Raw genomic sequence first — 20464 nt, forward strand, 5'->3', positions numbered from 1 at the left:
CGACTAACCATGGCTAAGCTGGGAGGCATGCCCATGGTTCCCCCGCCCTCGTGGCCTCGGGTCGAGTACGAGAGCCACCCCTGGGACGACGACGAGGACGCCCCGCTCTCCCGCCGGGCTCGACTGCGGTCACGCGGGCCGTACGAGGCCGCCGTCACCCCGATCATCGCCGAGGCCGCCGCGCCGAACCTGCCAGCAGACCTCGTGGTCGACTGCGAGGACGCCGTCGCCGAGCTGGCCCGCTTCGACGCCGAGGTGGGCGCGTTCACCGCCCCTTTCGCGGCGATCCTGCTGCGGAGCGAGAGCGCGTCGAGCTCCGAGATCGAGAACCTCACGGCCATGCCCCGTGGCATCGCCCTCGCCGCCCTCGGCCGCAAGGCGGGGACGAACGCCCGGCTCGTCATCGCCAACGCCCACGCGATGGAGGCCGCCGTCGCCCTCGCCGACGACCTCGACGACGCTGCCGTGATCGCGATGCACGCGGCCCTCCTGGGTGACGAGCAACCGCATCACACGGGCCGTTGGCGCGATCAGCAGGTGTGGATCGGGGGCACGGGAACGAGCCCGCACAGGGCGGACTTCGTGCCGCCCCGTGCCGAGAGGGTGCCGCGAGCCATGGACGACGTGCTCGCCTTCGCCCGCCGTGACGACCTGCCGACCCTCGTGCACGTCGCGCTGACCCACGCGCAGTTCGAGACCATCCACCCCTTCCCCGACGGCAACGGCCGGACGGGTCGCGCGATCGTCCACTCGATGCTGCGACGGCTGGGCGTCATGCGTCAGGTGACGGTGCCGGTCTCGGCCGGCCTGCTGCGAGACGCCTCGGGGTACTTCGACGCACTCGGGGCCTATCGCGACGGCGACGTCGAGCCGATCGTCCGCGCCTTCACCCGCGCGACCGTCGAGGCGGTCCACAACGGCCGTTCGCTCGTGACCGACCTGACCCGGCTCCGCCTGCAGTGGGACGACCTCACGACCGCCCGCGCGGGGTCGGTCGGTCGACGTCTGCTCGACGTGCTGCAACGCCAGCCCGTCGTCGACGTGCCGTCGGTCGCCCGCGAACTCGGGGTCGCGACGAACAACGCCCGGGCCGGCATCGAACGACTCGTCGACGACGGCATCGTGCGGCCGATCGGTGAGGCACGCCGCGGACGCCTGTACGAGGCGCCCGACGTGCTCGTCGCCCTCGACGCGTTCGCCGTGCGGGCCAAGCGCGGCCGGCGACCCGGGCCCGGTGCCTAGCGCTCGCGGACGATCAGGGCCGAGGCCGCGGTCACGAGCCGGCGGGGCAGGAAGCGGTGTGCCTGGGCGCCGATCGCGTTGCCGAGCCCGCTGACCACGACGGCCCGGCGGCGGCGCACGGCCCGCAGTGCTGCGGTGACGACCTGCTCGGGCGTCTGGCGACCGCTCGTGAGGAAGTCGCTTCCGGTCGCGGCGAAGAACCCGGTCTCGGTCGCCCCCGGGCAGAGCGCCGTGACGGTGACGCCCGACCCGCGGACCTCGGCGTGCAGCGCCTCGCTGAACGAGAGCACGAACGCCTTCGTCGCCCCGTAGACCGCCATCGTCGGGATCGGCTGGAACGCCGCGGTCGACGCGACGTTGACCACCGTTCCGCGTCGGCGGGCCACCATGCCGGGCAGCAGCGCGCGCGTGAGCGCGACCACCTGCGAGCAGTTGAGGTGCACCTGCGCCTGGACCGCGGCGGGGTCGGACTCGGCGAACGCCCCGTGCGAGCCGACGCCGGCGTTGTTCACCAGCACGTCGATCGTGCGGTCGCCGACCGCCGCCAGGACGGTCTCGACCCCCTCGGGCGTCGACAGGTCGGCGACCACGGCCGTGAACGACCCGGAGGCGCGGGTCGCCACGAGCTCGACCCTCACCTGCTCGAGGCGGTCGGCGCTCCGGGCCACGATCACCACGTCGTGGTCGGGCGCGAGTCGCCGGGCGAACTCGGCGCCGATGCCGCCGGACGCGCCGGTGACGAGTGCGGTGGGCAGGGACGCGGTGGGTGCGGGCATGCGCCCATCCTGCCCGACGGGGTCGCGGATCGGGCGCGACGTCAGCCGGCGGGAGCGACCACCACGTCGACGCCGGCGTCCGCGAACTCGGCCAGGGCCTCGGGTGCGGCCGTGGCGTCGGTCACGAGCGTCCACCCCTCGGGCAGCGCCGCCCGGGCGTGGAACGTCGCGCGACCCAGCTTCGACCCGTCCGCCAGCACGTAGACGCGCTCGGACTGCCGGCACATCAGCTCTTTCAGCCGCGTCTGCACGAGGTCGGCCTCGACCACGTGCCCCGAGGCGAGCACGCCGTCGGCGCCGAGGAACACCCGGTCGAAGGTCAGGCGCTCGAGCGCGGCCTCGGCCAGTGGCCCGACGAAGCCCTGACTGGCCGGGCGCAGCGTGCCGCCGAGGCACTCGAGGTGGATGCCGTCCGAGTCGGCGAGCTGCTGGATGACGGCGATCGAGGTGGTGGCGACCGTCGCGACCAGACCCGAGCGCGCCTCCCGGGCGAGGGCCGCGACGGACGAGCCGGCGTCGAGCAGCAGCGTCTCGCCGTCGTGGACCAGCGTGCGGGCGTACCGGGCGATCTCGGCCTTGGCCACCCCGGCCTCGCTGTTGCGCTGGCGGAAGGTCGGCTCGGCACCGGGGGCACCGATCGGCATGGCCCCGCCGTAGGTCCGGGCGATCTCCCCTCGACGGGTGAGCTCGGCCAGGTCGCGCCGGATCGTGGACGGGGTCACCTCGAAGCGACGGCTCAACTCGTCGACGCTCGCCAGGCCCGTGGTGTGGGCCAGTTCGACGATGTCGCGGCGTCGCTCTCGCGCGGTGGTGCTCATGCGCTGGTGCTCATGCGATGGCCGTCCTGTTCGGTGCGGTGGGCGAGGTCACGCCGACGGCGCACCGACCTCGACGGCGTCGGCCGGGCTGGGCGACATCTCCACCGCCTGGCGCAGCGCCTCGATCATGCTACCGACGGCCACGACGCCGGTGCCGGCGATGTCGAACGCGGTGCCGTGGTCGACCGAGGTGCGGATCACGGGCAGCCCGACGGTGATGTTGACGCCGGCCTCGATGCCGAGGACCTTCACCGGCCCGTGGCCCTGGTCGTGGTACATCGCCACGATGAGGTCGTAATCGCCGCGACCTCCCAGGAAGAACGCGGTGTCCGCCGGCAGCGGCCCGACGGCGCGGATGCCGTCGGCCTGCAGCACCTCGATGGCGGGCGTGATCTTCTCGGCCTCCTCGCCGTAGCCGAACAGGCCGTTCTCGCCGGCGTGCGGGTTGATCGCGCAGACGCCGATGCGGGGGTCGTCGACGCCCGCGCGGCGGAGGGCCTCCCAGCCGCGGCGCACCGTGCGCTCGACCAGGCCGGGCTCGATCTTCGCGATGGCGTCGATCAACCCGATGTGGGTGGTCACGTGGATCACCTTGATCTTGGGCGTCGAGAGCATCATCGACACCTCGCCGACGCCCATGAAGTGCGCCAGCAGCTCGGTGTGGCCGGGGAACACGTGACCGGCCTCGTGCAGCGCCGCCTTGTTCAGCGGCGCGGTGCAGATGCCCTGCACGAGACCGGCCATGCCGAGCTCGCACGCGATGCGGATGTACTCGTACGCCGCGTGACCGGCCTCGGCCGAGACGGCGCCCCAGGGCAGGTCGGCCGAGAGCAGGTGCGGGTCGACGACGTTGATGCGGCCGGGGGTGAAGAGGGCGCCGGCGGGGCCGTCGACCTCGACGATCTCCGCCTCGACGCCGAGCGCGGCGGCCCCCAGCCGCAGTCGGTGGGCGTCGCCGACGACGACCGGGCGGGCGTCGCGGTAGGCGGCCTCGTCGAGCAGCGCGCCGACGGTCACCTCGGGTCCGACGCCGGTGCCGTCGCCCATGGTGACGGCGATGAACGGCCGCGTGTCGGGTGTCGTCGTGGTCATGGGGTTCTCCGTTTCGTGGGGGCGCCGGACGCGGCCGACGCGGTGAGGTCGTGGGGGTCGGCGCCGGAGCGGGTGCGGCGCACCAGGTCGACGAGGTCGGCGAGCACGGTCGGGCCGCCGAAGCTGCCGGGCTTCGTGGCGACGAGTCGGTCGTCGCCCGTGAGGCCCCGGCCGTCGCCGGTGAGGCTGAGGACGGCGCCGTGCTCGACCTGCGCGAGCGGCCGCAGGGTGGTCGTGGCGAGCCGGTCGAGCACGGCCCGGGCGGTCTCTCCGCCGGTCAGCACGAGGTCGAGCTCGACGTCGGCACCGATCCGGGCGACGACCTCGGCGAGGGCCGCCGACCCGACGAGCGGGTCGGGCAGGCGCCGGGCGGTCACCGTCAGCACGGCGACGGACGACCGGGACAAGGAGGCGCGGGTCACCTCGACGAGGCGGCCTGCGTCGTCCGCCGGGTCGAGCACGTGTACGTCCGCACCGCTCGCGGCGAGCACGTCGGCGTGGCCCCGGGCCACCTCGGCGGCCGAGCCGACCACGACGAGGACGGGTCGCACGGGCCCGGCCCCGCCACGGGGCCCGACGTCGTCGGGCGCGAGAGCGTGGCCCCCAGGGGTCGCGGCCGGCGCCACGGCGTCGGCGAGAGCGGCGGCGAGCGCGGCGCTGCCCGCGAGGGCGATCGGCCGACGGGCCCCGGGGCGAGCGGTCAGTCGGAGCACGGCCGCGACCACGGCCGCGAGGTCGTCGTCGGTCTCGGCGTCGACGAGGGCGAGGGCTCCCCCGACCAGCGCGTCGTCGAGGCGGGCGGCGAAGGCGGCCGGGTCCGAGCGCACGACGTCGAGGCCGACGAGCACCGACGGGTGGTCGACCAGTTCGGCGAGGCTCGACGGGGCGTCGTCCGGTTCGAGGTGCCAGAAGGGCGTCTCGGCCAACGGTCGCCCGTCGACCAGGGGTCGCCCCTCGATGACCGTGCGCCCGAGGGCGGGCAACGCCCCCGCCAGGACGACGTCGTAGCCTCGGCCGGTCAGGGCCTCGAGCTCGGGCCCGACGTGACCGCGCCAGAGCGAGTCGGTCTTCTTCAGGACGAGGGTGCCGACCGGCAGGGGCAGCGCGTCGATCGCGACCCGCGCCTCCTCGGCGGTGCCGGCGCGGGTGCCGACGTCGACGACCGTCACCCCGGCGGACCGTCCCGACGGGACGCCGAGCGAGACCGTGGTCTCGTGACCGCGCAGCCGGAACTGCTCGGCGGTCTCGGCGGCGCCGGACAGGTCGTCGGCGATGACGGTGATCGGGGTCATGATGCGGCCATCCTGACACGACTGCGCGTTGTGCGCCAACGGTCTTGCGCGGAACGCGCAGCAATGGCACAGTGTCATCCAGCCCGGACGAGGGCGTCGCAGCGCTGCGGGACCGGGCGCCGTCGACCTCGTCGAACCCCTGGATCGAGAGGTCGATGATGACCGTTCCGTTCGCGGACCACGAGATGTCGCGCCGCACCCTGCTCCGCTGGGGTGCCGCGGCCGGCCTCTTCGTGACCGCCACCAGCCTCGCCGGCTGCGCCGGTCCCACCGGGCTGCCCGGGCCCGGCACCCTGACGCTCGCCCTCAACCGCTCGCTGGTCAGCCTCGACAACAAGCTGAACCAGTTCGACGCGGCCGTCACGGTGCAGCGGGCGGTGCGCCAGGCGCTCACGCAGATCGGCCCCGACATCACGCCCGAGCTCGTGCTCGCCGAGAGCTTCGAGCCGACGAGCGACACGCAGTGGACCGTCCGACTGCGCGAGGGCGTGCGGTACTCGGACGGCACGCCCGTCACGGTCGACGACGTCGCCACGGCCCTGCAGATGTACGAGCAGGTGCAGGGCTCGTTCGTCGCCAGCTTCTTCCCCGAGTTCCCGACCGTGACCGCGATCGACGACCGTACGTTCACGCTCGACTCGTCGCAGCCGATCCCCGTGCTCGACGCATTGATGAGCAACATCCTGATCACGCCTGCCGCCGCCAACAAGCCGGAAGAGCTGCAGGACGGTGTGGGCAGCGGCCCGTTCGTCGTCACGCGCTTCAACCGCGGCGCCGGCACCTACAGCCTGACCCGCAACGAGCAGTACTGGGGCGAGGCCCCCGGCGTCGACCGGGTCGAGGTGCGGTTCCTGCCCGAGGAGTCCAGCCGTGTGATCGCCCTGCGCAGCGGCGAGGTCGACGTCATCGACTCCATCACGCCCGACTCGGCGACCCAGCTGCAGGGCCTGCCCGGCATCGCCCTCGACGAGGCCTCGAGCCTGCGCATCAACCAGATCTTCTACAACTTCCGCAAGCCCGAGGGGCACCCGCTGGCCGACGCCCGGGTGCGCGAGGCGCTCAGCCACGCGATCGACGGCCGCGCCCTCGTGCGCGACGTGCTGACCGACTCGGTCACGCAGGCCGACGGGGTGGTGCCACCGAGCCTGCTCGGCTACGCGAAGACCGGCGAGTACACGTACGACCCCGACCTCGCCCGCCGCACGCTCGCCGAGCTCGGGGCGAGCGACCTGACGTTGCGCATCATCTGGGAGACCGGCGAGTTCGCCGGCGACACCTTCATCATGGAGGCCCTCGTCGAGATGTTCGGCGCGATCGGCGTGCGGACCACGCTGCAGCAGTTCGAGCCCGGCGGCGACATCCTGCAATGGCGCCAGGGCAAGGCCGGCGACTGGGACCTGCTCGGCAACGGCTTCTCGGCCCCCACCGGCCTCGCCTTGACCATCTTGCAGGGCATGTACGCGGGCACCGCCGAGAAGGAGCAGACCCGCGACACCTACCAGGGCTACGTGCAGCCCGACGTGGCCGAGGCGATCGCCCGCGCGTCGACCGAGCCCGACGCGACCCTGCGCCAGCAGCGGCTGGCCGAGGCGCAGCAGGCGGCGTGGGACACCTGGCCGTGCGCCTGGGCCTTCGTGCCCAAGTCGGTGCTCGCCCGTCGCGAGCGCGTCGAGCGGCTCTCGCTCGCGTCGTCGAACTCGTACCCGCTCTCGAGCGTCCGACTGGGGGCCTGACCATGGCGACCTACATCCTCAAACGCCTCGGCCAGGGCCTGCTCACCGTGTTCCTCACGGTGTCGACGGTCTTCGTGCTGATCCGCCTCGCCCCCGGCGACCCGGCCGTGGCCTACGCCGGGCCGCTCGCGACGAACGAGCAACTGGCGGCCGTGCGCGAGCAGTTCGGCCTCGACGACCCGCTGCTGCAGCAGTACGGCGTGTTCCTGCAGCAGTTGTTCACGGGCAACCTGGGCACCTCGTACTCGTTCCAGGCACCGGCCGTGCAGGTCGTCCTCGAACGACTGCCGTACACGCTGACCCTGTCGTTCGCGGCGATCCTGCTGGCGGCGGTCGTGTCGATCCCGCTCGGCGTCTGGATGGCCCGCCGCACCGACACCCGCGGCGAGACCGGCGTCAACGTCGTCGCGATCGCGGGCCAGTCGATGCCCGACTTCTGGACCGGCATCCTGCTGCTCAGCGCGTTCGCCGTCGTGATCCCGATCTTCCCGGCCTCGGGCTTCGCGACCTGGGGCGGCCTCGTCCTGCCGACCGTGACGATCGCCATCCTGCAGGTGGCCCTCATCTCGCGGCTGGTGCGACGCGAGATGGCGACCAACTTCTCGGCGCCCTACCTGACCGTGGCCCGGTCGCGCGGCGTCTCCGAGCGGGCCCTGACCTGGCGCTACGCCATGGGCAACTCGGCGATCCCGGTCTTCACGGCCCTCGGCACCCGCTTCGCGGCGATGCTCAACGGCGTCGTCGTGGTCGAGGTCGTCTTCGCCTGGCCCGGCGTCGGGTCGCTCATCGTGCGGGCGCTCGAGACCCGCGACTACCCCCTCATCCAGGCGACCGTGCTGGTCACGTCGCTGCTCGCCGTCGGCGTCCAGCTGCTGATCGACCTCGCCTATCCCCTGCTCGATCCGCGCGTGCGGCTCGGAAAGGCGAGTGCCGCATGACCCGCACCGACACCACCGGACGCCCGTCCGACCCGGCGACCGCCGGCCCGACCGTCCGGACCCCCGAGGAGGCGCGACCCACCGCGGTCACGCCGCGCCTGCTCAAGAGGTCGGAGGCGGCCCGACGGACCTCCGCCGCACGCGTCAAGCTCTGGGTCGGCGCGATCTGCGCCCTCGTGGTCATCATCCCGATCGTGCTGGCGCAGACCCTGCCGCTGCCCGACGCGAACGGCCAGGACCTCGGCAACCGCCTCGCGCCTCCGTTCACGGCCGGTCACCTGTTCGGCACCGACCAACTCGGCCGCGACCTGCTCTCGCGCGTGCTGCACGGCGGCCAGGTCTCGCTCGCGATCGGCGTGCTCGCCGTCCTCGTCTCGGGCGCGATCGGCGTCGTGCTCGGCTCGATCGCCGGCTTCTACGGGCGCTGGGCCGACACGCTCATCAGCCGCCTGCTCGAGGCCCAGATGTCGCTGCCGCTGCTCATGATGCTGCTGCTCGTCGTGGCGCTGTTCGGCCCGTCGATCCCGGTCATCACCTTCGTGATCGCGATCGCGCAGTGGCCCGAGGTGGCCCGGTTGACCCGGTCGCTCGTGCTCGTCGAACGCGAGAAGCCGTACGTCTCGTCGGCCCGGACGCTCGGCCTGAACCGCTTCACGATCCTGCTGCGCCACGTCGTGCCGAACGTCATCAAGCAGGCGACGCTCGTCGTGCTGCTGCTGCTCGCCCAGGCCGTGCTGCTCGAGAGCGCCCTGAGCTTCCTCGGGGCGGGCCCGCAACGACCGTTCGCCACCTGGGGCCGCATCATCTCGGACGGCCAGGACTACGTCACCACGGCCTGGTGGATGGTCACGATCCCCGGCCTGTTCATCGTGCTGCTCGTCGTCGGGGTGAACCTGCTGGGCGACGCCCTGCGGGACCGGCCGCGCCGGTCGACGGCCTCGCGCCTCCGTCGGTTCGTCGGGCTGCGCCCGTCGGCCTCGGCCCAGCAGGAAGGACCCCTCGCATGAGCCTCACGACCGGCGACACGACCGACCCCGACCTGCTGCTCGAGGTGCGTGACCTGCAGATCGAGCTGATGACGACGAACGGCATCGTGCGTGCGGTCGACGGCGTCTCGTTCCACATCGCGCGCGGCGAGACCGTCACGATCATCGGCGAGTCCGGCTCGGGCAAGTCGACCACGGCGATGGGTGTGCTGCAGCTGCTGCCCGCCGACCTGGCCGTCGTCTCGGGCCACGTGCGCATCACGGGCCTCGACGTGCTCGCCTCCGCTTCGGCCGTGCGGACGGTGCGCGGTCGGGCCGTCGCGCTGATCCCGCAGGACCCCATGACGGCGCTCAGCCCCGTGCGGTCGATCGGCTCGCAGCTCGGTGAGGCGATCCGCATCGCCGGGGCCGCCAGCGGTCGAGCCGCCGTCACGGCCCGGGCGGTGCGGCTGCTCGAACAGGTGCACATCCCCGACCCGGCGGCCCAGCTGAAGAAGTTCCCGCACCAGCTCTCGGGCGGCATGCTGCAGCGCGTGCTGATCGCCATCGCGCTGGCCTGCGAGCCGCAGCTGATCGTCGCCGACGAGCCGACCAGCGCCCTCGACGTGACGGTGCAGGCCGGCATCCTCGACCTGTTGCTCGAACTGCAGGAACAGCGCGGCATCGGCCTGCTGATGATCACCCACGACCTCGGCGTCGCCCGCCTGGTGTCCGACCGCATCCACGTCATGAAGGCCGGCGTCTTCGTCGAGTCGGGCGACGTGCGGCAGATCGTCGAGCACCCCGCCGAGCCGTACACGCAGGGACTGCTCGCCGCGGTGCCCACCCTGGGCGCCTGGGACGAGACCCCGTCCACCCCCGCCACGACCAGCACCGACCGACCGGAGGCCACCCGTGTCTGACACCATCCTCGAGGTCGACGACCTGGTCGTCGACTACGGCAGCGGCTCGACCGCGCACCGCGCCGTCGACCACGTGTCGTTCTCGGTGCGCCGCGGCAGCACCTTCGCCATCGTCGGCGAGTCCGGCTGCGGCAAGTCCACGATCGCCAAGGCGGTCATGCGCCTGCTGCAGCCGACCAGCGGGCGCATCGTGCTCGACGGCACCGACCTGGCGACCCTGTCGGAGGCGCGGCTGCGGCCCCTGAGGCACCGGTTCCAGATGGTCTTCCAGGACCCCTACGGCTCGCTCGACCCGCACCTGAGCGCCCGGGACATCGTCGCCGAGCCGCTGCGACTGAAGGGCGTGCGCTCGGCGCAGGACCGTGCCACCGAGGCGGCCCGCCTGATCGACCGCGTCGGTCTGCCCTCGACCGCGCTCGATCGTCGCCCGCACGAGTTCTCGGGCGGCCAGCGCCAGCGCATCGGCATCGCCCGGGCGCTCGCCTCGAGCCCCGACCTGCTCATCTGCGACGAGGCGACGAGCGCGCTCGACGTGTCGGTGCAGGCGCAGGTGCTCGAGCTGCTGCGCGAGATCCAGGTCGACACGGGCATCACCTACGTCGTCATCTCGCACAACCTCGGCGTCGTGCAGCAGATCAGCGAGAGCGTGCTCGTCATGAAGCAGGGTGCCGTCGTCGAGCAGGGCGCCACGGCGCAGGTGCTCACCTCGCCCGCGGAGGACTACACGCGGCGGCTGCGCCGTGCCGCCCTCGACCCCGCCACGATGACGGGCGTGAAGCCACGCCACGTCGTCCGCAGCCTCTCGTTGGGAGCCACCGCATGACCCGGACCGACACCGCCCGGACCGAGACGGCCGACGAGGCGGCCACGCGCACCGCGCCTCCTCGGCTCGTGCTCGGCACGATGACCTTCGGCGACACCGTCGACGAGGCCACCGCCGGCCGCATGCTCGACACCGCGCGCGACGCGGGCGTCCGCTGGATCGACACGGCCAACGCGTACGTCGGCGGGGTGACCGAGACCCTGCTCGGGCGCCTGCTCGCCGGGCGGCGCGACGAGGTCGTGCTGGCCTCGAAGGCCGGCATGCCGCACGCCGACGCGGGCGGACTGCCGCCGCTGTCGGCCGTGTCGCTCCGAGCGAGCGTCGAGGCCAGCCTGCGTCGCCTCGGCACCGACCGGCTCGACCTGTTCTACCTGCACCAGCCCGACCGGCTGACCCCGCTCGACGAGACCCTGTCGACGGTCGCCTCGCTCGTCGCCGAGGGCAAGGTGCTCTCGCTCGGCGTCTCGAACCACGCCGCCTGGCAGATCGGCGACGTAGAGCGCGTGGCCGACGCCGTGGGAGCGCCCCGGCCGGTCGTCGCCCAGCAGCTGTGCAACCTGGTCGCCCGCCGTCTGGACGACGAGTACCTCGAGTTCGCGAGCGTCCACGGGCTCGAGACGATGGTCTACAACCCCCTCGGCGGTGGCCTGCTGACCGGGAGGCACCGCTTCGACGAGATGCCGGCCGACGGGCGCTTCGGCGACTCGGCCCTTGCGGAGATGTACACGAAGCGCTACTGGGACGCCGGCCTGTTCGCCGCCGTCGACCGGCTGTCGGGCGTCGCGGCGGAGGCCGGGGTGACCCTCGTCGAACTCGCCCTGCGCTGGGTCGCGTACCGCGCCGAGGTCGGCTCGGTGCTGCTCGGCGGCTCGCGTCCCGAGCAGCTGACCGCCAACGTCGCCGCGATCGCCGGCGGGCCGCTGCCCGACGAGGTCGTGGCGGCCTGCGACGAGGTCGGACGCTCGTTGCGGGGGCCGATGCCTCCGTACGCGCGCTGACCCGCGCCTCCCGACCTCCCCCGACCGAACCGCACGCACCGCACGCACCGCACGAGAGAGAGCACCATGAGCACCGCCAGCGACTTCGCCCGCACGATCCGCCGCCGCGAGAGGGCGGTCGGCTACTGGATCACCCTCGACGCCCCGCCCGCGACCGAGCGCATCGCGCGGCTCGGGTACGACTACGTCTGCCTCGACGCCCAGCACGGCCTCTTCGGCTACCAGGGCATGATGACCGGCCTGCTCGCGATCGACGCCGGGCAGACCTCGGCCGGCCTGGTGCGGGTCGAGGCGAACGACATCACGCCGATCGGCAAGGCCCTCGACGCGGGCGCCGCGGGCATCATCGTGCCGCTCGTCGACACGGCCGAGGACGCCGCGTCCGCCGTGCGCAGCGCGAAGTACCCGCCGCACGGCCGCCGCTCGTACGGACCCATGCGGTCGAGCCTGCGCATCGGCCCCGTGCCGGCCGACGCGAACGACACGACGATCGTGCTCGCGATGATCGAGACGCCCGACGGTCTCGCGAACGTCGAGGCGATCGCGGCGACGCCCGGGCTGGACGGCCTCTACGTCGGGCCGAGCGACCTGTGCATCGCGGTCGGCGGGGCCTACCCGGGCGACCCGGCCGTGCAGGAGGCCTTCGACGCCGCCCTCGTGCGCGTCGCGGCGGCGGCCGAGGCGGCGGGCATCGCCGCGGGCATCCACACGCCGCACGGCGACGTCGCCCGACAGCGGCTCGCCGCGGGCTACACGTTCGCCACGGTCGCCGGTGACCTCAACCACCTCGAGGCCGCCGCGCGCGACCACCTGCAGCGGGCGACCGCGACGGACGACGCCGACGCGACCGCAGGAGGCGCGGCGTGAGCAGGCAGGACACGGCGGCGGGTGCGGGCGGCACGGTCCCGGTCGGCGCCGTGGGCGCGGACGACGACGTCGTCGCCGACGGCCGGCTGCGGCCCGATGCGGCGGGACGCTCGTGGTCGTACCTGCCCACGGCCACGGTGCAGTCGCACGCGGCCAACCTCTCCGAACTGCCCGACGGGCGCCTGGCCTGCGTCTGGTTCGGCGGCACGCAGGAGGGCGTCTCGGACATCCACGTCTGGTTCTCGACCCTCGACGGCGAGGTGTGGTCCGAGCCCGTGCGGCTCAGCGACGACCCCGCCCGCTCCGAGCAGAACCCCGTGCTCTTCACGGCCCCTTCGGGCGACGTCTGGCTGCTCTACACGGCGCAGCGGGCGGGCAACCAGGACTCGGCCGAGGTCCGCCGCCGGGTCTCGACCGACGGCGGGGCGTCCTGGGGCGAGCCGTCGACGCTCTTCCCGGCCGACGAGACCGGGGGCGTCTTCGTGCGGCAGCCGCCCATCGTCACCCGCGCCGGTGACCTGCTCGTGCCGGTCTTCCGCTGCGTGACGACCCCCGGGCACGCGTGGGTGGGCGACCACGACACGAGTTCGGTGATGACCTCCCGGGACGGCGGCGCCACGTGGGGTGAGGTCGCCGTCCCGGGCAGCACGGGAGCCGTGCACATGAACGTGCACGAGCTGCCCGACGGCTCGCTGCTCGCCCTCTTCCGCAGCCGCTGGGCCGACGCCGTCCACGAGTCCCGCTCGACCGACGGCGGCCGCACCTGGTCGGCGCCCGTACCGACGGAGCTGCCCAACAACAACTCGTCGGTGCAGTGGGTGCCGCTCGCCGACGGCCGCCTCGCGATCGTCTACAACCACCGCCGGGCCGACGCCACGACCGAACGTCGTCTCGGGCTCTACGACGAGATCGACGAGTCCGGCATCGTCGAGCAGGCCGTGCTGCCCGGCTCGGACGCGACCTTCGGGCAGGAGGCGCGGGCCGGGTCGACGACCTCGGCGGGCGTCCCGGCCGGGTCGACCCGCGCCTCCTCGGCCGTCGGTGCCGAGGACCACGTGACGGCCTCGGGCCGCACGGCGTTCTGGGGCACGCCCCGGGCTCCGATGTCGTTGGCCGTGTCGACGGACGGCGGCCGCAGCTGGCCGCACCGCATCGACCTCGAGGACGGCGACGGGTGGTGCCTCTCGAACAACTCGCGCGACGGGCTGAACCGCGAGCTGTCGTACCCGAGCATCACGCAGACGCGCGACGGGGCCGTGCACGTGGCCTACACCTGGCACCGACGGGCGATCCGCCACGTGCGCCTGTCGCCCGCCGACCTGCCCGGCTTGCCCGACCTGCCCGGCGCGCCCGGGCTGACCGGCGCGGACGTCAGGGACTGAGCCGTGGCCGACGACGGGACACGGAGCGGGCCCGGCACCGACCGGCACGCCCTCGTCACGGGCTGCAGTTCGGGCATCGGGCGGGCGATCGCCGGCTTCCTGTCGGCCGAGGGGTGGCGGGTGACCGGGCTCAGCCGGCGCGCGGTCGACCTGGGCGAGGGGTTCTCCTGGCTCGGCTGCGACCTGTCGGTGCCCGGTGACGTCGCGGCGGCGGTCACCGACGTCGGGCCGGTCGACGCGATCGTCCACGCGGCCGGGTTCCAGGTCACCGCCCCGCTCGGCCGACTCGACCCCGCCGCGCTCGAGGGCATGTTCGCCGTGCACGTGGGGGCCGCGGCCGCCCTCGTCGACGCGCTCGTCGACCGCCTGTCCGACGGAGGTCGCATCGTGCTGATCGGCAGCCGCACGGCCGTCGGCGTCGCGGGCAAGAGCCAGTACGCGGCGACCAAAGCGGCACAGGTCGCGCTGGCCCGCAGCTGGGCGGCCGAGCTGGCCCCGCGGGGCGTCACCGCCAACGTCGTGGCACCGGGACCCACGGACACGCCGATGCTCGCCGACCCGGCCCGCGCCTCCTCGGCTCCGGTCGTGCCGCCGCTGGGCGCGCTCGTCGACCCGGTCGACGTGGCCGCGCTCGTGGCGTTCGTGCTCGGGCCGCACGGACGGAGCATCACGGGGCAGGCGCTCGTCGTCTGCGGCGGCGCCTCGCTCTGAGAGGGGTCGGGGTACGGCATCCTGTCCGGAAAGCGAGGATCGGCCCGCGTTGTTTTGAATCACTAAAAATAAGGCGTATGGTGGTGACAACGCCGACGGAGGCCAGGGCCACCGTCGAGCACCTCGGCGCCGCCCTCCCCCGCCGGTCACCGCCCGCTCGATCCCAGCGATCGCGGGCCCCCGACCAGCACGACCCGCCCAGCCCCGAGGAGTCACCGTGAACACCACCGCCACGACCACCCGCACCGCCGTCACCCCGCTCGGCGGCCGCTACGTCAGCACGACCGCCGCCCCGATCGTCGGTTCCTACGTCGGCTCGCCCGCCGCCGACGCTGCCCCCGGCTCGTACGTCAGCACCTCGGCTCGCCGCGACCTGTCGATCGGCCGCTACACCGCCGGCGTGCTGCGTCGCCTCTCGGCCGTCACGGCATCCGTCCGCACGGCCACGGGCTCGATCCACACCGCCACCGGCTCGATCCGCACCGCGTAGTCGGTACCGCTCGGTCCGGGCCGCCCCGCCCCGCCCCGCCCGGGCGGACGGTACAGGCTGCCCCACCAGACCCGGGCCCGCCGCGCGACCTGAATCCGCGCGGCGGGCCCGTTCCCGTACCGAGCAGACACGACGTGCCGCTCACCTCCGGAGGTGAGCGGCACGTCGTGACATCTCGGCGGCCAGGCCCGACCCGGCCGCCGGTCGGACTAGAGCGTCGCGGCCGAGGGGTCCCAGCTCTCGTCGAGCGGCACCGGCTGCTGCACGGCGGACTCGACCGCGACCGGCGCACCCTGCTCGGCGGCCGACGAGATCGCCAGCAACACGTCGAGCACGTGAGAGGCCACGGCCCCACTGGCCCGCTCGGCGTCGCCGCCCCGGATCGCCCGGGCCAGGTCGAGCACGCCCGACCCGCGGCCGTAGGTCGACCCCGCGGCCGTGAGCGTCTCGGGCTCGTCCTGGCCGAAGCGCCACAGGCTCGAGTCACCCTCGAACGTGTTCGGGTCGGGCAGCACGAGGGTTCCCTCGGTGCCGCTGATCTCGACGAAGCCCATGCGGGGCAGCGCGTTCTGGAACGAGAACGTGGACTGCGCCGACTGCCCGCCCGCGAACTCGATGAGCGCCGCGTGGTGCGTCGGCACCTCGACCGGGAAGGTCTGACCCGCGCGCGGGCCGCTGCCGATGGTGCGGGTGTCGAACGACTTCGACGAGACCGCGCTGACCCGGCTGGCCGAGCCGAAGGCGTGCACCAGGGTCGTCACGTAGTACGGCCCCATGTCGAAGAGCGGGCCGGCCCCGAGCGCGAACAGGAAGTCGGGGTTGGGGTGCCACGACTCGGGCCCGGGCACGTGGAACATCGTGGTCGCCGTGAGGGGCTGGCCGATGTCGCCGCGGGCGATGGCGCGCATCGCGGTCTGGATGCCGGCTCCGAGCACGGTGTCGGGCGCGCACGCGACCCGGACGCCGGCCGCCTCGGCGGCGGCGAGCAGGTCGCGGGCGGACTCGTGGTCGAGGGCGAGGGGCTTCTCGCTCCAGACGTTCTTGCCGGCCGCGATGATCTGACGCCCGACCTCGGCGTGCACGGCCGGGATCGTCAGGTTGACGACGATCTCGATCTCGTCGATCGCGAGCAGCTCGTCGACCGTGCCGTGCCCCGGGACCCCGTACGTCTCGGCCTGCGCCTTGGCGCGGTCGAGGTCGAGGTCGGCGACGAAGAGCACCTCGAGGTCGGCGAACCGCGTCATGTTCTCGAGGTAGGTGCCGCTGATGACGCCCGCGCCGATGACGCCGACGCCGACGCGTCCCGTGCGACCGGCGGTCGTGTCGACGCCGCTCACTTGTCGTTCTCCTGCAGCCAGGCGAAGGACTCGGCGACGCCGTCGAAGACGTCCTTCGCGTAGTCGTCGAACTCGACGACGCGCAGCGCGTGCGGCGCGGCGGCGAGCACGGCGGCGACGTCCACGTCGCCCTGGCCGGCCGGGGTCTGGTTCTTGAAGGCGGCGGCGAGCGCGTCGGGAACCTCGAGGGCGCTCTCGCTGCTGGGCAGGGCGGTCGCGATGTCGCCCGAGATCTTGCCGTCCTTGACGTGCAGGAACTGCACGCGGTCACCCAGCGAACGCAGCAGCGCCGGGGTGTCCATGCCGCCGACGGTCGACCAGAAGGTGTCGATCTCGAGGACGACGTCGTCGTTCAGGCGCTCGAGGAAGAAGTCGTAGACGGGACGGCCGTCGACCTTGTTCGCGAACTCCCACTGGTGGTTGTGGTAGCCGAACTTCAGGCCCGACGCGGCGGCGAGCACCTGCAGCTCGTTGACGCGGTCGGCGATCTTCGCGGCGTCGTCGGCGGTCTGCCAGCGGTCGCTGGGGATGAACGGGTCGATCACGGTGCCGATGCCGAGCTGGGCCGCGGCGGCGAAGGCGCGCTCGGGCTCGTCGGAGTCGATCACGGGGGCGTGGCCCGAGGGGGCGGTGACGCCCGAGGCGGCGAAGGCCTTCTCGAACTCGTCGGCGCGCTCGACGAACGAGTACGGCTCGACCTGGGTGAAGCCGATCTCGGCGATGCGGGCGACGGCGCCCTGCAGGTCGGCCGAGACGGCGTCCCGGACCGTGTAGAGCTGAACGGAGGGTGACGAGGTCATGGAATGACTCCTTTGTCGTGAGGGGTTCCGGTGGTCTGTGCCCAACTCTGTCACTTATGTCGACCGATGACAAAAGTTCGTCCGAGATCGACGCATTCGCTTGCCGGGGCGACACCCGCTGTGTATTCTGCGAACACCTAGCGCGACTAGGTTTTGACTCGAGGAGGCGTCATGGCCAACCCAGGCCCCATCGGCACGCAGGGCGTGCTCACCCAACCCGTCAGCACCGTGAGGGTGTCGCGGGGCTACATGATCGCGCTGGGGCTGGCCCAGTTCGGGCTGTTCGCGGCCCTGCTCTCGCCGGTGTACGTGAGCATGCAGCTCAAGGCGCAGCAGCTGAACCCCGACGACCCGGCGAGCATCATCGGGCTCGTCCTGCCGTTCGGCGCCTTCGGTGCGCTGCTCGCCAACCCCCTCGTCGGCGCGCTGAGCGATCGCACCCGCACCCGGTGGGGCCGCCGCCGCCCCTACCTCGTCGGCGGCATCGTCGTCTTCACGCTCGCCCTCGCCTGGCTCGCGTTCGCCCCCACCGTGCTGCAGCTCGGCATCGCCTGGGTCATCGCGCAGGTCGCGGCCAACGCCGTGCTCGCCGCCCTGACCGCGAGCTTCGCCGACAACGTGCCGCAGTTCCAGCGAGGCAAGGCCTCGAGCGTGATCGCGTTGGCTCAGAACATCGCCGTGCTCGCGGGCACCTACCTCGCCGTGCTCTTCGTCGCGAACCTGCCGGTGCTCTTCATCGCGCCGGGCGTCCTCGCGATCGTGTTGATCCTCGTCTACGCGGTCGTCGCCCGCGACGACCTGCCCGAGTACGAGCTCAAGCCCTTCACCTTCGTCAACCTGGTCAGCTCGTTCTGGACGAACCCGCTCGAGCACCGCGACTTCGCCTTCGCCTGGTGGTCGCGGTTCCTGATCATCCTCGCGACGTTCATGTTCACGACCTACCGACTGCTCTACATGCAGGAGCACCTCGGCATCTCGGACGTCGCCGATGCCACGGCCGCGGTCGCCTTCGGCGTCCTGCTCTACACGATCGCGTTGATGGCGAGTGCCGCACTCTCGGGCTGGCTGAGCGACAAGCTCAAGATGCGCAAGGTCTTCGTGGGGGGCTCGACCGCCCTCTTCGCGGTCGGCCTGATCCTGCTGGCCCACGCCGAGACGGTCACGGGCTTCTACGTCGCCGAGATCGTCATGGGCTTCGCCTACGGCATCTACGCCGCCGTCGACACCGCCCTCGTCGTCGACGTCCTGCCGAACGCCGACCGTCCGGGCAAGGACCTCGGCGTCATCAACATCGCCAACGCCCTGCCGCAGTCGCTCGCCCCGGCGATCGCGCTGTTCTTCCTCGGCATCGGCAACGCCGGCTCGGGCAACTACACCCTGATGCTCTGGGCCGCCGGCGTCGCGGCGATCCTCGGCGCCCTGGCCGTCATCCCCATCAAGCGCGTGCGCTGAGTCGGGCGGTGGCGTGTGCGACGGCCTACCGTCGCACACGCCATGACGCCCCCGACCGACACCTCCGCCGCCACCCCCGCCAGCGCCGGGCCGGGTGACGACCGGGTCGTGCCGACGGTCGGCCCGGTCGGCGCCCCCGACCTGCACCTCATGACCTACAACGTGCGGCGGCGCATGCCGCAGGTGCTGGGCACCCGGCACGCGCTGGCCGACCGGTGGTCGTCCCGGCTCCCGGCACTGCGCCTCCTGCTCGAGGCCGAACGCCCCTCGGTGCTGGGCATCCAGGAGGCGCTGCCCGACCAGTCCGCGCAGCTCGCGGACGCCCTCGGCACCGACTACACCGCGGTCGGCACGGGCCGCGACCGCGACCGCGGCGGCGAGCGCGTCGAGCTGCACGTCGACACCACCCGGCTGCAGATCGTAGGCCACGAGGCGCTGTGGCTCTCGGCCACCCCGTCGGTGCCCGGGTCGCGCTCGTACGGCAACATGATCCCCCGCACGGCCGTCCACGCCGAGCTCGACGACCTCGCGACCGGGGCCCGGCTGCACGTGGTCGTCACGCACTTCGACCACCTCTCGGCCCGCTCGCGGCGGCACTCCGCCGTGCAGCTGCGCACCTTCACCGACGCCCTCGACGGGCCCGTCGCCGTGATGGGCGACTTCAACGCCGGTGTCGGCTCCCCCGCGCACCGCGAGCTGACCCGCGGTCGCCTGGTCGACAGCCGGGAGGTCGCCGACGAGCGCCTCGACCCCGGCTGGGGCTCGTACTCGAACTACGGCCCGCCACGCACCGGCGGCCGTCGCCTGGACTGGCTGCTCGTCGACGCCGGCGCCCACGTCGATCGGGCCGGCGTCGGCGGGGTCCGTCCCGGCGGCGTCGCCCCCTCCGACCACGACCCGGTGCACGCCGTCGTGCGCTGGCCGTCCGCGCGTGCCGAGCGCCGTCCTGCCGAGCACCGCCCCGAGGAGTCCTGAGATGTCCACCGTCGCCGAGACCTTCCTCCGCCGCCCGCACGGAGTCCTCGAGTACGCCGCCGACGCCGTCCGCGTGCTCGCCGCCCTGAGCGTCGTCGTGGTCGGCGTCGGCTGGGGCGTCGTCGAGATCGCCGTGCTGATGCTGGCCCTGCTCGGCACCCTCGTGCCCCGCATGCTCGGCCTGCGGGCGACGTTCGACCTGATGGTGGGCGTCGCCGCGCTCGGCGCCGCCTGGAGCAGCGTCTTCGAGCTCTACACCCGCATCACCGGCTACGACACGGTCGTGCACTTCGTGCTCAACGGCCTTCTGGCCGCGGTGTTCGTCGTCCTCGCCCACCGCGCCGGCTGGGTCGTGTCGCCGGGCCACGGCGACGGACGAGGAGGCGCGGGTCGCTCGGCCCGCGTCGGCTCAGTCCTGGTGACGGTCGCCTTCGGCCTGGCTGCCGGCACCCTGTGGGAGATGGGCGAGTGGGCGGGCCACACCCTCGTCGACTCCGCGATCTTCGTCGGCTACGACGACACGATCGGCGACCTCGCTGCGGGAGGCCTCGGCTCGCTGCTGGCCGGGCTGGCGCTGCCGTTCCTCGTGGGAGGCGACGTCCGCGGCCGGGGCGCGCGCGCCTCCTCGTCCGGAGCCGGTGTCGACGGTGCCCACGGGCGCGGGGTCGACGGACCGGGGGACGACGCCGTCGGCCACGGCCGCCCGCGCATCCACCACCGCTGAGGGCGCCCAGCCGAGCCGCGTGAAGAGGCCGGCCGGGTCGGCGCGCAGCCAGCGCGACCACGGCAGGCCGTCCGTGCCGTGCACAGTGAACGAGTGCAGCGCCCGGTACGTGCGCAGCCACGGGGC

The 20464-nt window shown here is 73.2% G+C and carries 20 protein-coding genes; 14 read left to right on the top strand and 6 right to left on the bottom strand.

All coding sequences use genetic code 11. The annotated features are described in order from the left end of the window. Window positions 1–27 precede the first annotated feature (27 nt). Complete coding sequence (locus tag AC1MBW_RS03765) at window positions 28–1242, top strand: Fic family protein (protein ID WP_480025499.1); 1215 nt, start codon at window positions 28–30, stop codon at window positions 1240–1242. Here AC1MBW_RS03765 and AC1MBW_RS03770 read toward each other — a convergent pair. The 4 genes from AC1MBW_RS03770 to AC1MBW_RS03785 are packed head-to-tail and all read right to left on the bottom strand — an operon-like array spanning window position 1239 to window position 5220. Further along, window positions 1239–2018, bottom strand: coding sequence for an SDR family NAD(P)-dependent oxidoreductase (locus AC1MBW_RS03770; protein ID WP_480025500.1), 780 nt, complete (start codon window positions 2016–2018; stop codon window positions 1239–1241). The genes AC1MBW_RS03765 and AC1MBW_RS03770 overlap by 4 nt on opposite strands. Window positions 2019–2059: 41 nt before the next feature. Continuing rightward, entirely contained in the window at window positions 2060–2836 is a 777-nt protein-coding gene (locus tag AC1MBW_RS03775) for a DeoR/GlpR family DNA-binding transcription regulator (protein WP_480025501.1), read from the bottom strand. Between the two features lie 48 nt (window positions 2837–2884). Next, on the bottom strand, window positions 2885–3928 hold the full coding sequence (gene pdxA, locus AC1MBW_RS03780) for a 4-hydroxythreonine-4-phosphate dehydrogenase PdxA (protein WP_480025502.1): 1044 nt from the start codon (window positions 3926–3928) through the stop codon (window positions 2885–2887). After that, window positions 3925–5220, bottom strand: a complete 1296-nt coding sequence (locus tag AC1MBW_RS03785) for a four-carbon acid sugar kinase family protein (RefSeq protein ID WP_480025503.1) — start codon at window positions 5218–5220, stop codon at window positions 3925–3927. The genes pdxA and AC1MBW_RS03785 overlap by 4 nt, the downstream gene beginning before the upstream one ends. Before the next feature lie 71 nt (window positions 5221–5291). Here AC1MBW_RS03785 and AC1MBW_RS03790 point away from each other — a divergent pair, with 71 nt between their 5' ends. From AC1MBW_RS03790 to AC1MBW_RS03835, 10 genes are all read left to right on the top strand, one after another. Further along, window positions 5292–6953: an ABC transporter substrate-binding protein gene (locus AC1MBW_RS03790; protein ID WP_480025504.1), complete on the top strand. Its 1662-nt coding sequence runs from the start codon at window positions 5292–5294 to the stop codon at window positions 6951–6953. Between the two features lie 2 nt (window positions 6954–6955). Then, window positions 6956–7891, top strand: coding sequence for an ABC transporter permease (locus AC1MBW_RS03795; protein ID WP_480025505.1), 936 nt, complete (start codon window positions 6956–6958; stop codon window positions 7889–7891). Continuing rightward, on the top strand, window positions 7888–8898 hold the full coding sequence (locus tag AC1MBW_RS03800; protein WP_480025506.1) for an ABC transporter permease: 1011 nt from the start codon (window positions 7888–7890) through the stop codon (window positions 8896–8898). Before AC1MBW_RS03795 ends, AC1MBW_RS03800 begins: the two co-directional genes overlap by 4 nt. Then, window positions 8895–9779 (top strand): ABC transporter ATP-binding protein, encoded by an 885-nt coding sequence (locus AC1MBW_RS03805; RefSeq protein WP_480025507.1) that lies wholly within the window; start codon window positions 8895–8897, stop codon window positions 9777–9779. Before AC1MBW_RS03800 ends, AC1MBW_RS03805 begins: the two co-directional genes overlap by 4 nt. Continuing rightward, a complete protein-coding gene (locus tag AC1MBW_RS03810; protein WP_071254904.1) occupies window positions 9772–10602 on the top strand; it encodes an ABC transporter ATP-binding protein in 831 nt (276 codons plus the stop codon). Before AC1MBW_RS03805 ends, AC1MBW_RS03810 begins: the two co-directional genes overlap by 8 nt. Beyond that, the gene (locus AC1MBW_RS03815) at window positions 10599–11600 is read left to right on the top strand and encodes an aldo/keto reductase (protein WP_480025508.1); all 1002 of its coding nucleotides are present in this window, start codon (window positions 10599–10601) and stop codon (window positions 11598–11600) included. Before AC1MBW_RS03810 ends, AC1MBW_RS03815 begins: the two co-directional genes overlap by 4 nt. 66 nt (window positions 11601–11666) lie before the next feature. Continuing rightward, the gene (locus tag AC1MBW_RS03820) at window positions 11667–12467 is read left to right on the top strand and encodes an HpcH/HpaI aldolase family protein (RefSeq protein ID WP_480025509.1); all 801 of its coding nucleotides are present in this window, start codon (window positions 11667–11669) and stop codon (window positions 12465–12467) included. Beyond that, the gene (locus AC1MBW_RS03825) at window positions 12464–13849 is read left to right on the top strand and encodes a sialidase family protein (protein WP_480025510.1); all 1386 of its coding nucleotides are present in this window, start codon (window positions 12464–12466) and stop codon (window positions 13847–13849) included. Before AC1MBW_RS03820 ends, AC1MBW_RS03825 begins: the two co-directional genes overlap by 4 nt. A 3-nt stretch (window positions 13850–13852) precedes the next feature. Further along, the gene (locus AC1MBW_RS03830; RefSeq protein WP_480025511.1) at window positions 13853–14560 is read left to right on the top strand and encodes an SDR family NAD(P)-dependent oxidoreductase; all 708 of its coding nucleotides are present in this window, start codon (window positions 13853–13855) and stop codon (window positions 14558–14560) included. Between the two features lie 217 nt (window positions 14561–14777). After that, window positions 14778–15050: a hypothetical protein gene (locus AC1MBW_RS03835; protein WP_480025512.1), complete on the top strand. Its 273-nt coding sequence runs from the start codon at window positions 14778–14780 to the stop codon at window positions 15048–15050. A 209-nt stretch (window positions 15051–15259) separates the two neighbouring features. Here the strand turns inward: AC1MBW_RS03835 and AC1MBW_RS03840 are convergent, their stop codons facing one another. Together AC1MBW_RS03840 and AC1MBW_RS03845 are read right to left on the bottom strand one after the other, a co-directional pair. After that, complete coding sequence (locus tag AC1MBW_RS03840; protein WP_480025513.1) at window positions 15260–16387, bottom strand: Gfo/Idh/MocA family protein; 1128 nt, start codon at window positions 16385–16387, stop codon at window positions 15260–15262. Next, window positions 16384–17187 (bottom strand): sugar phosphate isomerase/epimerase family protein, encoded by an 804-nt coding sequence (locus AC1MBW_RS03845; RefSeq protein ID WP_054147129.1) that lies wholly within the window; start codon window positions 17185–17187, stop codon window positions 16384–16386. The genes AC1MBW_RS03840 and AC1MBW_RS03845 overlap by 4 nt, the downstream gene beginning before the upstream one ends. A 171-nt stretch (window positions 17188–17358) precedes the next feature. On the opposite strand from AC1MBW_RS03845, the gene AC1MBW_RS03850 reads away from it, so the two are divergent. Genes AC1MBW_RS03850 through AC1MBW_RS03860 form a run of 3 tightly spaced genes read left to right on the top strand, consistent with a single transcriptional unit; the run spans window position 17359 to window position 20338 of the window. Next, window positions 17359–18639, top strand: a complete 1281-nt coding sequence (locus tag AC1MBW_RS03850; RefSeq protein WP_480025514.1) for an MFS transporter — start codon at window positions 17359–17361, stop codon at window positions 18637–18639. Window positions 18640–18681: 42 nt separating this feature from the next. Then, window positions 18682–19614 carry an endonuclease/exonuclease/phosphatase family protein gene (locus tag AC1MBW_RS03855; RefSeq protein WP_480025515.1) on the top strand — a complete coding sequence of 311 codons (933 nt, stop codon included), beginning with the start codon at window positions 18682–18684 and terminating at the stop codon, window positions 19612–19614. 1 nt (window position 19615) lies between these two features. Beyond that, complete coding sequence (locus AC1MBW_RS03860; RefSeq protein ID WP_480025516.1) at window positions 19616–20338, top strand: DUF2238 domain-containing protein; 723 nt, start codon at window positions 19616–19618, stop codon at window positions 20336–20338. The last annotated feature ends 126 nt before the right edge of the window (window positions 20339–20464 follow it).

This window comes from Frigoribacterium sp. AP1 (assembly GCF_056680555.1).

Coding starts and splice junctions, on each gene's coding strand:
- AC1MBW_RS03785 (WP_480025503.1), bottom strand. CDS start 5,220: ATGACCCCGATCACCGTCATCGCCGACGACCTGTCCGGCGCCGCCGAG.
- AC1MBW_RS03845 (WP_054147129.1), bottom strand. CDS start 17,187: ATGACCTCGTCACCCTCCGTTCAGCTCTACACGGTCCGGGACGCCGTC.
- AC1MBW_RS03860 (WP_480025516.1), top strand. CDS start 19,616: ATGTCCACCGTCGCCGAGACCTTCCTCCGCCGCCCGCACGGAGTCCTC.
- AC1MBW_RS03855 (WP_480025515.1), top strand. CDS start 18,682: ATGACGCCCCCGACCGACACCTCCGCCGCCACCCCCGCCAGCGCCGGG.
- AC1MBW_RS03775 (WP_480025501.1), bottom strand. CDS start 2,836: ATGAGCACCACCGCGCGAGAGCGACGCCGCGACATCGTCGAACTGGCC.
- pdxA (WP_480025502.1), bottom strand. CDS start 3,928: ATGACCACGACGACACCCGACACGCGGCCGTTCATCGCCGTCACCATG.
- AC1MBW_RS03795 (WP_480025505.1), top strand. CDS start 6,956: ATGGCGACCTACATCCTCAAACGCCTCGGCCAGGGCCTGCTCACCGTG.
- AC1MBW_RS03815 (WP_480025508.1), top strand. CDS start 10,599: ATGACCCGGACCGACACCGCCCGGACCGAGACGGCCGACGAGGCGGCC.
- AC1MBW_RS03765 (WP_480025499.1), top strand. CDS start 28: ATGCCCATGGTTCCCCCGCCCTCGTGGCCTCGGGTCGAGTACGAGAGC.
- AC1MBW_RS03850 (WP_480025514.1), top strand. CDS start 17,359: ATGGCCAACCCAGGCCCCATCGGCACGCAGGGCGTGCTCACCCAACCC.
- AC1MBW_RS03820 (WP_480025509.1), top strand. CDS start 11,667: ATGAGCACCGCCAGCGACTTCGCCCGCACGATCCGCCGCCGCGAGAGG.
- AC1MBW_RS03805 (WP_480025507.1), top strand. CDS start 8,895: ATGAGCCTCACGACCGGCGACACGACCGACCCCGACCTGCTGCTCGAG.
- AC1MBW_RS03770 (WP_480025500.1), bottom strand. CDS start 2,018: ATGCCCGCACCCACCGCGTCCCTGCCCACCGCACTCGTCACCGGCGCG.
- AC1MBW_RS03800 (WP_480025506.1), top strand. CDS start 7,888: ATGACCCGCACCGACACCACCGGACGCCCGTCCGACCCGGCGACCGCC.